Annotated in this window: 8 protein-coding genes; 7 read left to right on the forward strand and 1 reads right to left on the reverse strand. The window is 54.3% G+C overall.

Going from position 1 to position 12,752, the window contains the following annotated elements:
• From JSV08_07680 to JSV08_07705, 6 genes are all read left to right on the forward strand, one after another.
• Positions 1 to 1,331: sodium/proline symporter (locus JSV08_07680; protein ID UCF80381.1), on the forward strand; the 1,331-nt coding region annotated here is incomplete at its 5' end.
• A 511-nt stretch (positions 1,332 to 1,842) separates the two neighbouring features.
• On the forward strand, positions 1,843 to 2,520 hold the full coding sequence (locus JSV08_07685; protein UCF80382.1) for a hypothetical protein: 678 nt from the start codon (positions 1,843 to 1,845) through the stop codon (positions 2,518 to 2,520).
• Positions 2,517 to 2,903, forward strand: a complete 387-nt coding sequence (gene queD / locus JSV08_07690; GenBank protein UCF80383.1) for a 6-carboxytetrahydropterin synthase QueD — start codon at positions 2,517 to 2,519, stop codon at positions 2,901 to 2,903. The genes JSV08_07685 and queD overlap by 4 nt, the downstream gene beginning before the upstream one ends.
• 3 nt (positions 2,904 to 2,906) lie before the next feature.
• A complete protein-coding gene (locus tag JSV08_07695) occupies positions 2,907 to 4,658 on the forward strand; it encodes a hypothetical protein (GenBank protein ID UCF80384.1) in 1,752 nt (583 codons plus the stop codon).
• Positions 4,659 to 4,879: 221 nt separating this feature from the next.
• Positions 4,880 to 7,168, forward strand: a complete 2,289-nt coding sequence (locus JSV08_07700; GenBank protein ID UCF80385.1) for an ATP-dependent helicase — start codon at positions 4,880 to 4,882, stop codon at positions 7,166 to 7,168.
• The gene (locus tag JSV08_07705; GenBank protein UCF80386.1) at positions 7,165 to 8,178 is read left to right on the forward strand and encodes a PD-(D/E)XK nuclease family protein; all 1,014 of its coding nucleotides are present in this window, start codon (positions 7,165 to 7,167) and stop codon (positions 8,176 to 8,178) included. Before JSV08_07700 ends, JSV08_07705 begins: the two co-directional genes overlap by 4 nt.
• A 369-nt stretch (positions 8,179 to 8,547) precedes the next feature.
• Here JSV08_07705 and hemC read toward each other — a convergent pair whose 3' ends face one another.
• Positions 8,548 to 9,465, reverse strand: a complete 918-nt coding sequence (gene hemC, locus JSV08_07710; GenBank protein ID UCF80387.1) for a hydroxymethylbilane synthase — start codon at positions 9,463 to 9,465, stop codon at positions 8,548 to 8,550.
• Positions 9,466 to 9,505: 40 nt separating this feature from the next.
• On the opposite strand from hemC, the gene JSV08_07715 reads away from it, so the two are divergent.
• Positions 9,506 to 12,655: a TonB-dependent receptor gene (locus JSV08_07715; protein ID UCF80388.1), complete on the forward strand. Its 3,150-nt coding sequence runs from the start codon at positions 9,506 to 9,508 to the stop codon at positions 12,653 to 12,655.
• Positions 12,656 to 12,752 lie beyond the last annotated feature (97 nt).

The raw sequence follows: 12,752 nt of genomic DNA on the forward strand, positions 1-12,752 counted from the left end.
AGAGCGGGTGGCTCCTCCTGGGCGTGACCGGCATGGGGTACCTTATCGGCGCCAAGGCGTTCTGGATCGCGTTCGGCGAGCTGATGGGCGAGTTCATCGCGTGGACGGTGCTCGTCCGCCCCTTCAAGGCCGCCACGGACCACTACGGCTCTGTGACCGTGCCCGACTACCTCGAGTCCCGCTTCCGCGACACCCGCCACGTCCTCAGGTGGATATCGGCGGTGGTCATCGTGACCATGGTGGTGGCCTACCTGTCGGCGCAGCTGACCGCGACGGGGAAGGCGTTTCATTCCTTCCTGGCGTGGGACAAAGCCACGGGGGCGGTCGTGGGGCTGGTCATCGTGGTCATCTACACCGTCGCCGGCGGGTTCCGCGCGGTTGCGTGGTCCGACCTCCTGCAGGGCCTGATGATGGTGTTCGGCCTGGTGATAGTGCCCATCATCGCCATCTTCAAGCTCGGCGGGTGGGGAGTGATGGTGGAGCGCCTCCATGCGATCGACCCGGCGCTTCTGACGGCGTGGGGCGCCGAAGACTCCGTGCTCATCGGGCTCGGGGCCATCGTGGGCCTCATGGGGCCCGGGCTGGGCTTCCTCGGTTCCCCGCAGCTCTTCGTGCGGTTCATCGCCGTCAAGTCGCGCAGGAAACTGCGGGCCGGGGCCGTCATCGCCGTCATATTCACCATACTGACCGACTGCGGCGCCGTGCTGAGCGGCATGTCGGGCCGGGCCCTCATCGGGCCCCTCGGGGACCACGAGGCCGTGTACCCCACGCTGGTCAACACCCTGTTCGGCCCGGTGCTCACCGGCCTCCTCGTGGCCGTGGTGCTCGCGGCCATCATGTCCACCGCCGACTCGCTTCTCATCCTCTCCACCTCGGCGGTCGTGCGCGACGTGTACCAGAAAATCTTCCGCCCCGAGGCCCCCCAGCGGGTCGTGGTGCGCCTGAGCCAGGCGCTTATCATCTCGATAGGGATCCTGAGCCTGGTCTTCGCGATCATCGCGCTGTACGTAGAGGGGCTGGTCTACTGGTTCGTGCTGTTCGCGTGGAGCGGCATCGCGGCGGCCTTCTGCCCGGTGATCATCCTCTCGCTCTTTTACCGGAAGATGAACCTCAAGGGGGCCGTAGCGGCCATGCTGGTCGGCATCCTGACCACCATCGTCTGGAACCTCACGCTGGGCTGGTTCCTGTACGAGATGGTCCCCGCGTTCGCCTTCTCGCTCGTCGCCGGCTACGTAGTGAGCATGCTGACCTCGTCGCCTGACGACGCGAAGTTGATGGATGGCAGCCAGCCGTCAGGGATCAGCGGCCGGGGGATAGGGGATAGGGTTTAGGGATTAGCAGTTAGGGGGTAGGGGCAAGCGAGTTCGGAGTTCAGGGGGGAGCCGTTAGCCTGTCATTCCGAGCCAAGTCGAGGAATCGATTTCAGGGGTGCTTGGTGGGTCTTGCTCCGCTCGGAGCCCGTGGCTCCGTCCATGAGCAGCCTCTCTCCCGCCTTGAGTCTCTCCACAATGTCCCGTGACGGCATTGGTTGTTTCCTTACTTTTTGCTCCATACACTATACACTACTCGCCTTCGCGTAGCCGCTTCGGCGGAGCGAGGTACTCCTGATTTCTGCTTCGGTTGGTGCGGGAAGGGGTTGGCGAGCGGAATTTTTCTTATCATATTCGTATAAGAAAGCTTGATTTTCCCGAATCCTTGTGTATACTGGTAATGCTTTTGCAATTAAAACAAATTGGGCCCATCAACTTGGGATGACGCCGAGCAGTATACGAATTATCTTGGAATCGCAAAGGATTTCAGTTAAACTTTTACCCCAGACAGATAGACAGAGGTAGGATCAAGATGACTGATACTCGCGCTGAAACTCAGGCAGGAACACCAGGGCAGTCCGAAAATACTGCTCAAAATGATGCCCAGTTTCGGAAAAAGTTTCTGTTAATAATGTATCAGGAACTATGGAACAATATTAATCGTCACATCCTCGTGGTATGGCAGTCAGTTGGCGTCGTTGTTGGTGCCATAGCAATCTTCTCGCTTGTCGAGCGGCATGTCCTTACAGAAGAAATTGCGTCCATCTTGCTGATTCTTCTCTGTGCCTGGCTATTCGGTCATGCAATCGATGCGAATCTCTGGTTCAACAGGAACATCGCGATCGTCATCAACATAGAGAGAGAGTTCTTAAAAAGGGAAGATCTCAAGGATATTCTTCCGTTTTTTAAAAAACATCCCAAAAAACGTGCTAGCTTAATGCACTTCAGGCTACAGGGATTTCTTGCTGCTGGGATTGCGGGTATAGCGCTTATCTATCATTTCGTGACTTGTGAGGCACCCGCGATTGAGGGAAGAATGATGCTGGAATTGTTCCTGTGGTGCTTACCTCTCATTATATTTTTTCTCTGTGTAGGTGGGTTGTGCGCCTTGTATTACACACGTGTCAAGAAATTTGAAGAACAACTCAACGAATCCCCGGGACTTGATATCGAAGCACTCAACAATAAGGCGAAGGAGGCACAACGATGAGCGGTAATCCTCGGTACGAAATCTATGTGCAAACACACTTTTCAGCAGCACACCATCTGCGAGGATACCCCGGCGAGTGTGAAAAGCCCCATGGCCACAATTGGATTGTAGATGTCTATGTTCTTTGTGAAGAACTTAATGAAGTAGGCATTGGGATTGATTTCAAAGACATAAAGGCTTCTGTAAAAGAAGTTCTGAAAAATCTTGACCATACTGATCTCAACGAACTTCCAGAGTTCCAAAATGAAAATCCTAGTTCAGAAAACATAGCAGCATACCTTTATCGTGAGCTTTCCCGGAAATTAAACAGTGGCCAAGTCCACATTTCCAAGGTCCGAGTCTGCGAGACGCCAGGCAGCGGCGCTTTTTATTGGGAGGAGTAAGCAGTGAAAGCTTCGACTAACCTTCTTATACTTGCTTGCTCTCAGACTAAGAATCAGAACAGATCACCCGCCCCGGCTATTCATCTCTATGACGGCGTCAACTTTCGCGTCTTGAGAAAAATTCTCTTAAAACGCGGATGGCCGCCCGGACTGCAAATCAAGATTCTCTCGGCCAAGTACGGCTTGATCGACGCGACCACGTTGATCGAACCCTACGAAATGCGACTTGACAAAGACGCGGCAAGAAAACTCAACAAGCGCACTCTGGCTGAACTTCGAAGAATCCCCGCACCTGCTACGGTGTTCGTCAATCTTGGAAAGGATTACCTTCCTGCAGTGGATGGCTTGAAGAAGGTATTCAGACGCTCCAAAATCACCTTCGCTCCCGGCCCCATCGGTATGAAGATGAAGGCTATGAAGCAGTGGCTGGAGGGACTTCGATGCCGGACGGCAAGTGTGAAAGGCTGCTCGAAGAAAGCCCAGTCTTATCTGTACTTTTTTCCTGACTGGGATGATTTCATCTATGAACCCTTCAATTCCGACGAGGCCGAAGCCATCAAGGGAACGAAAACCTATGCGCATGAAGCCTGTGGTAATCGCAGTCCGTTCAACGGCATCCTCTTGAGCTTATCCCACATCCACGTCGGGAAGGGAGCCCTTCACCGGTTGACTGATGGCCTTGACGGCCGCGTCCGGCTACGAAGACGCCTACGCATCCCCAGTGACATTCTCCTCCTAGGGGATTGCGGGGCATTCTCCTTTGTGGGTGAGGCCAAGCCGCCCTTCACGCCGGAGAGAGCCGCTGAGCTATATCACAAGTTCGGTTTCGACATGGGTGTCTCGGTCGATCACATCCCGTTACCTGAAATCTCAATTCGCCACGACGACGGTACCGTACATAAGAAGACACTCTCAAAGAGTGCCCGATATGCTCGAATGCGTCTCACGCGAGACAATGCTGAGAAGTTCCTTCGAGTCTGCAAAAGGCGTCACTATGGCTTCACACCTATCGGTGTGATTCAAGGCATTGGCACGCGTTCGTATGTTGAGCGCGTACATGATTACCTCGACATGGGCTACGAGCATATAGCTCTCGGCGGGCTCGTTCCTCGGACGGACGATGACATTTTAGAAATCCTCTGTGCAGTTAGGAAAGCTTTGCAAACAAGGACCCGGACACGCCGGGAGAACGTGTGGCTGCATCTTTTTGGAATCCTGCGACCGAAGCTGCAGCCGATTTTCAGAGAGTTGGGGGTGTCGAGCTTTGACAGTGCTTCCTACTTCCGCAAGGCTTGGCTTCGTTCAGATCAGAACTACTTGGCTCCTGATGGTGGTCGCTGGTACGGAACCATTAGGGTTCCGATAAGCACCTCGAAGCGAATGCGCCTAGTAGCAGATACAGATGGCCTTTCGGAAGAAGCCTTGGCAACAATGGAACGGCGCTGTCTAGATGCTATCAAAGCCTGCGATAAAAAACCGTCGGCCAAAACACTAGTGACAAAAAGCATAAACCAGTATGGCCCACTGTTAGATCGTAAATATGAAGATAACCACTTTGCGGACAAGCACACGCAACTTCTCAAGGACCGACCTTGGCAAAAGTGCTCTTGCCCGTTCTGCAGAACCGCGGGCATTCATGTTGTTGTGTTTCGAGGCGCGAACCGCAACAAGCGTCGCTGGCTTCATAATACTTGGGTGTTTTACCATAGAGTGCTTCACGGTAAAAGCGTCTCGCATTCGGGCAACCTGGATTAAGCAGGAAAATCTGCACGAAAACTCAGTAACTGTGCGGCGAGCAAACGCTGACAGAAGTTAACAGGAAATAACCCATGGGTCCAAGCAGTAATAGGACAACCCAAGTTGGGGCTCGCTTTTTCGATATCCTCAATAACGTTCTCTCTCAGGCAGGGCGACGACCATTACCGTCAACTTGCCCTGAACGTTCAATCATAGAGGTTCTTGATACTGACCGCGTATTGCAGATACTGGCCGGTCCGGGGTCAGGCAAAACTGAAATGCTTACATGGCGAGTGTTATATGAACTTTTCGTTCTTGGAACACCGGCAACCCAACTTCTGGTAACGACATTTACTCGTCGTGCGGCAACAGAATTACAAGTTCGCCTTGTAGAACGCTGTGATGCTTTCATAGACCAAGCTCGTCGGCTAACGATTGTTATAGATGATCCGCATGTGCATGACGTCCGCATCGGCACAATTCATAGTTTGTGCGACTCTTTACTTGCAGAGTTTAGCGATAGTTATGTGGCGGACGGTATTCAATTAATTGATGATGTAGAGTCTTCTGTCAGACTAGTCCGAAATTACCGCTTCGTTATTGGCTATTTAGCTGGCCGTCAACGATTACTTAATCGTTTACTGAACTACGAAGAGCTTGTGGCTCTTTTTCGGCCACCCTGGGATCAAGATTCTGCCTGGCCTGCAAACAATATGGAGCGAGTTGAATTTATCAAAACTTTGATCGCTCAACATATAGAAACATGGGAATCGCGATGTGCCGGGCCACCTAGATGCGACAATGGCGTGGAACAAGTTCATGGGATAACTGGCCTGACTGATGAGTTGGTTGAGCTCGAACGGCGATGGAGAGAGGATCATCTCATTAGGAATAACTTGACTGATTTTACTACAATCCAGAAACTATTTCTCTTTCACCAAAATGACCTCCTTGCCCATTTTCGACATGTGTTTGTTGATGAATTTCAAGACACCAACCCAATCCAATTTATGATTCATACAGGATGGTTAAGAAATCCTTTAATGCGCCTTACTGTGGTTGGGGACGATGATCAGGCAATATACAGGTTTCGTGGTTCGGATCTAGCCTGCTTTCAAGGTATCGAACCTTTCTGCAAGCGGCACAGTATTTCGCACAGGCTTGAGCGTCTTGAAGTTAATCACCGAAGTACGAAAACCATAGTGGCCTTCACTCAGGCATTTCGCAACAGAACCATATTACCTTCACTGTCAATGCCGAAAAATATTCAGGCAGAGTCTAACGCACCGTCAGGAGCAGCAGTTCGACTGCTGGAAGGTTCCTGGCTGGAACTTTCGGAGGCAGTTGCAAGCGAACTTAAGCACTTGGGTGTTGGTCGAGTACCGATTACTGGACAGCAGATACCACCTTCAGTGGCCATTCTTCTTTTTAGTGCAAGCGAGCGTTCTTCACGTCGATATGATTGGTCAGCACCAGCGCTCACGCTCCGACAAGCGGTGGAGAATAAAGATATTCGAGTGTATAACCCGCGGAATAAGACTGCCGCACAACCGGAAAGCCCGGTCGGTATGTTACTTGGTCTAATTTCATATCTTATCGATCCCATTACAGAAGAACCAGTGGGCAGAAACGGCAGACGTGTGATGGTATGGGCATCATCTGATGACCCAGACAAAAGCCGTGCAGCGTTGTCCCAACCACCAACCCATCTCATTAATCAAAAACACATAGATTTCCAGAAAAAATTCCGCAACGATGGAGGGCGTGGCATAGGACCAACACCTACAGACCGCCAACCACTGCTCCGACTTATTGATGATATCCGGGCTAATCTTGCCGCCCCCAATAGAAGAAGGCAACCTAGATTAACGCTCGCAGGGTTGGTCTATCGTTTGCTGTCTCGACCTTTTTTTCGCAACTCGGGCTTCACGATGGAGATGTTTCGCCAAGCGCTTTTTACCCAGTTGATGGAAGCAAACATCGCTCCGACGAGGCTGACAAGGGATTCTATAGATCAACCTCTTGAAGTAAGCATGCAAGGCAATAAATATGTATGGCCTGACCGTTTTTGGGATTTCCTCGGGTACTTCGGGGCGCTCGTGGGTAGTGCCGGAATGGATGATTTGGAGGTCGAATCGTTTGAGGATAATGCTGTTCTCCTTATTACGTTTCATCAGGCAAAAGGACTTGAATTCGATCATGTGTATGTTGCAGGCATGGGCCGTACCCCAGATATTACACCGGTTTTAAGAACTAAATTGTTCAGCGGTGAAAATACACGTTATCGTATAGTGAACGGAATCGCTACTACAAGAATTAAGATAGTAAAACAGTTATCAGAAGCAGATAGGGAGCGCGAGGTGTATGTTGCAATGACGCGTGCTCGCCAATCATTGACCTTGCTTAACGACCCCGCTGGATTTGCATACATGAACGAGAATCAGGCAATAAACCAACTGTTTCAGCAACGATCTGGGTCACCACATCCAGATGTCTCAACTGTAATAGTGAAGGAGTGGACCTTATGAATGACGTGCTACAGGTTTCATATACTGGCGACTTGTTGGCGCATCGCCGCTGCCCCCGGGCGTGGGCGTATGAGAAACACGCGCAATTCCATCCGTATGAACAAGTACAAGCGATGGAAGGAAGACTGATCCACCACGCGATGGAATGGCTTACACGATGTTATCGGCAAAACCAAATTCATGCTAAACGTGCAGAATTAGAGATCCAGTTAAATAAGTTTTTCAGAGTGCTTTGGGCACATGGAATCCGCACCACCTTTCAATCCAAAGCTGAAACTATCGAGCGTGTTCTAAAGAATCTTTTCCCGCGTCGCCGTATGCATCCGGCTGTCAAGGCAGCTGTCGAAGGCGCAACACACACAGAGTATGAACTGCGCACTGTGCGGAAACTGATTGCGGCCGACTTTGGTGGCAAATCGAAGCTAATGTTGATGGGCATCCTTGACCTCGTTGTTCAGAGCAATCAGCCGTTAAGATATTCTCGCACATGGGAATGGACGGATGAGGATCAACTTCGGGGGCGAGTGGCTAGAAGGATAACTCAAGCCCAAGTTAGTGAAACGGAGATATGGGAATACAAGGGGACGCAAGCAAACTCACCATACCTCTCGGATTTCATTCTGCAACTACTTACCTACGCCAGCCTTTTTAGGGAAAGGACTGGGCATCTACCTGTGCGTTGCGTATTATTCTTCGTTAACGAAAGAACACAACAAGAACAATTGGTTGCAGTACCGATTACCAAGAAAATCGTCCGCCTTGCAGAGAGATGGACGTTTGAACAGGTGAGGGAATTGCGACGCACTGCTTTACAATTTGAGCATAACCCTAATCAGGTGGACGGAGGTGATCTTGCAAGGCGACATAGACCTCTTAACCAACGTGTTGATGATGAGTTGAAGAAGCAGTGTACCGCATGCGGGCAGAGATTTGATTGTCAAGCTTATATTGCCCGCTTAGGAGGGAAAAACCATAGGGATGTTTCTGTTGTAAATGTCGATAAGAACTAACGACTAACCCCTAGCCCCTTTCTGAAAAAGCGGCAAATTAGGCAAAAGCGGCAAAATGCTTGACAAATCGCGGAAACGGCATACATGGATAAGTATGAAGTGTCGCGTATGGAGCTTGTCCTCGACCGGAGGTCGGGATATCGCGTATAGTATGCAAGGATTCGGTCATTGGTCATCGGTCATTGGTCATGGGGAGGATGCACCCCCTCCCCCCTATCAATTTACAAAACGAACCCAAGTAAGTGGTGTAAACAAAGGATTTCTTCGGGTTCGTTTCCAAAAACGAAGCCGGGAACCCGAGGCGGCGGATGAAGCGGAAAAACGACAGGGCAGGGCAGGGGCTTGTTAGGACGATAGGACGGTAGGCGGCTAGCGCCCCGCCTTCCGCAGCCCGGCCTCGAGGGCGCGGCCGAGGCGCTCGGGGAAGCGGGCGTCGCCGGCGAGCGCCGCCCGGGCGAGCGAGCCGTCGGCGGCCTCGAGGAAGGCGCGCATGGTGATGCGCCGGCCGCGGATTCTAGCGAGCCCCCCGAGGGGGAGGCGGCAGTCGCCGCCGATCCGCTCGAGGAAGGCGCGCTCCGCGCGGGCCTCCGTCCATGACGCGGGATGGGTGACCGCCCGGAGCATCCGGCGCACCGCGCGGTCCCGGTTGCGGCACTCCATCACGACGAGGCCCTGCCCCGGGGCCGGGACGAACGAGCGCACAGGGAATCTTTCCGCGATGCGGTCGCCGAAACCCAGCCGCTCGATGCCGGCGCAGGCGAGGACGGCGGCGTCGAGCGCCCCCGGCTTTGCGGGACCGGAAAGCCTGGCGATGCGCGTCGGGACGTTGCCCCGCAGGGGCAGGATGACGGCGTCGGGGCGCAGGCTTTTCAAAAGCGCCGCCCGCCGCGGGCTCCCCGTGCCGATGCGCGGCGAGGCGGGCAGGCGGCGCAGCGGCTTTCCGCAGCGGGAGACCAGGGCGTCGCGGGGGTCGGCGCGCCGGAGCGCCCCGGCGATCGCCAGCCCGCGCGGAAGCTCCGCCGGCATGTCCTTGAGGGAGTGGACGGCCACGTCGATGCGCCCCCGGAGAAGCGCCGCCTCGATCTCCTTGACGAAGAGCCCCTTGCCGCCCTCCTCCGTCAGGGGGCCGCGGATCCGGTCCCCCGAGGTGCGGATGATGACGGTTTCCACGGCGAGGGCAGAGAATTTCCGCTCGAGCGCGGCGCGCACCAGTGTCGCCTGATGAAGCGCAAGCGCGCTTCCCCGGGTCCCGACGCGAAGGCGCGTTCCCCGGAAAACACGGCTCAAGGATTGACTCCCCACGGCCTCATATTCTATAATTACATGTATGGCCAAGCCAAGGTCTTGGATGCGGACAGCGGCGCTTGCCTTTTTGCTCTCTACCGTGCTTGCAGGGGGGGCCGCGTTCGCTCAGGGAACACTGCAGGGGGTCGTGACCACGCCCGAGGGAACGCCCCTGCCCGGCGTGTGCTGCCTCTGGCTCAACCAGAAGGGCCTCAAAGAACGCATCGGCCCCCAGACTACGCGCGGGGGCGGCTACTACAGCTTCTCCAATGTCAACCCGGGGATGTACGACCTCGAGGTGGATATTCCGGGGTTTGCCCCGTTGAGGATCCCGCTTCGCATCTACACGGGCGATCCCACGAAGCGCGACATCGAACTCCAGCTGAAGATCAAGGAAGAGGTCATCGTTATTGGAAGGCGCAAGCCCATCGAGGAGAGCCCCAAGGCGATTACAAGGATCTCGCCCGAAATGGTCGAGAACCTGCCCGTCGTGGGAGACCAGTTTCAGGATTTGGTGGAGCAGGCGCCGGGGGTCGCCATCACCGACAGGGGCGAGATCGTCATCCGGGGCGCCCGCTACTACGAGACCCAGGTTATGGTCGGCGGTACGTCGATGACGGACCCCTTCGGCCTTTTCGGCGCCAACCAGATTGACATCAGCACCGAGGCCATCGAGGAAATGCAGATTACAACGGGCGGCTTTGACGCCACGATGTTCGGCTTCCAGGGCGGCCAGGTGAAACTCATTACCAAGGAGGGCAAGAACGAGTGGGAATCGAGCGTAGGCATCAGCATCCTCTCCGGCGTTCTCGACCGAAACGGCGCCATGGGTTGGCTTCGGCCTTCCACCTTCACGCATAATCGGCTAGAGCCGAAAATGACGCTCGGGGGCCCGATCCTTCGGGACAAGTGGTGGTTTTTTATGAACTTGATCTATTACAAGTGGGATTACAGCGATTATGGATTAAGCCTGATTTCCGGAGTCAAGACGTTCGACGGGCAGGATGGCGGGTGGCGCACGATCTTGCTGAACACCTCCTATCAACTCAACGATAAAAACAAGTTCAAGCTCGAATATCTCGGGCAGCGCCTTAAATACATCACATATGGGAATTACGATTCGAGAATGTACGGTGTCTTCATCCCTACCGAGTCGGACTTCATCGAGAAGGATCAACGGCACAGGCTCGAGCTTCGGGCTCAGTCGGTCTTAGGCCAGGATCTCCGCCTCGAGAGCACGGTTGCCTCCACGATACATCACCTCGGCGATGCGCCCTATAAATCGGTGCATGAAAGCAAAATTATTCCATGCAGCGCGCTGAAAGTCGTTGCCGAGCCGACGCAGAGCATCACATGCGTGGACGATTTCGTCATGGGTCCGTGGCCGAATCAGTTCACGTTCACAAACAAGTCTCTTCAATGGGAAGAGCGGTTCACGCAGTTTTCGGACAAGAGGTGGGGCGGCGACCACAAGTTCACCTACGGCTTTCGCGTGGAACATCACGACAACCGTTTCGACGAACGCTGGGAGCCGATCTTTTTTTACGCACAGCGAGCGCCGCAGGCAGAAGCGCCGGGACAAGCGACCCAGGACGTCGAAGTGGCCGTCCCGTACATCCAGCCGCGCAGGGACACGATGCGCCTGCTTGGCCTGTATGCCCAGGACGAGATGCGGGTGTCGCCACGGTGGAGCTTCAACTTCGGCGGAAACTATATGGACCAACGTCTCACCACGTTCGGCTACCGAGGAGACCCAGATGGGTACGTCGACTTCTGGGGGACCTTTGGTGGCGCCCGTCCGTTGCGGCCAACGTCTGGGTTCGATACATCAGAGCTCGGGAACAATACGGGTTGCCTCGACCGGGAATTCCTGCTTTCGAGCGACAGCGATGAATTTTGGAATCCGGGGGATCCTTTCAACAGGGCGACCCATATGCGCTGCATGCCGATAAAGAAGACCCCGAGTGAAAATCACTTCGAGACTATCGGCGTCAGCGACGTCACCAAGTACATTCCCGGCGTTATGAATTACGTCGCCGACGGCGAAGCCCTCCGATTCGGAGACGGCAACTTCACGGCGTTCTTCTCCGCCATCTGGCGCCCCTACGGTGATGAGAACACGGTGGTGCGATTCAACCTCTCCCGGCAGTACGGGCAACTGGCACGCTACATGGGCTGGGAAACCACGACCCAAGAGGTCGCGGGTTACCTCAGTCAAAATTACAATCCGCAAGACGTATGTAATTATTTCACCCCGCTCGGGGAGCCCGACTGGAACAGTACGGCTCACCTTTACGACTGCTACCAACTGCCCGAGTACTACCTGTTCGACCGCGAGCTGGATACGCCCTATACCGACGAGTGGACGGTCAGCGTGGCGCGCAACATTACGGACACTTTCGGTGTCGACATCCGCTACACGAACCGCCGGGCCTACAAGCAACCCTTCTTGGAGGATATCAACCAAACGTTTGACATAGAGGGCAATATTAGACCGATCGATCCGACCGATCTCACCGTGACCGGAGGCAAGAACAAAAACTTCCGCGCCATCTGGGACCTGTCGAACCGGGAGACGCGGACGTTCGAATCGGTGGAAGTGATACTGACCAAGTATATGAGCCGAAACTGGGAATTGAACGCTAACTATAGCTACATCATTTCTACGGGCGTTGCCGAAGACATCAATGAGTTCGAGGAAGGGTTGGAGTATGCTCCTTGGGGCCTTACGTTTGTACCGGAGGCGGGCTTTCTCGAAGACGACCAGCGCCACGAGGTGAACATCAACTTGCTGAACTACCTGCCCGGCGATTTTCGAGTGGGCACCATCGTCAACTGGGCCTCCGGTCTTCCCTACTCCCAGATCTACGTGTACAGCGATAAAACCGTTTGTCCTTATCCTCTGTGCGGAGGATATTTGGGAGAAGGACGCAACGCCTTCCGCAATCCGGCGCACTGGCGCGTGGATCTGAGCCTCATCAAGGATTTCGAATGGGGCGAGAGCTGGGGCACGCTGGGCCTCGAGGTCAGCAATCTCTTTAACGAAGCGTTCATGATGGATCAAAGTGCGGTACTACAACAGTTTCGGAGGCAGAACGAGGGCAGAATGGGGCCGCTTAATCGCAAGGCCATTTTCTTCGGGGAGCTAGATTTTGGCCGGGAGTGGGAGTTTTCGTTTACCTATCATTTCTAAGCGTTTCGTATGATTTCTGCACCATCCCCCTTCGGAACCTCGCCCCGACGCGTCGGAAGGAAAGGAAGCGGCAAGGTAACGGCAAGCATTTTCTTGG

It is taken from the genome of Acidobacteriota bacterium, from assembly GCA_020349885.1.
Taxonomy (GTDB): Bacteria; Acidobacteriota.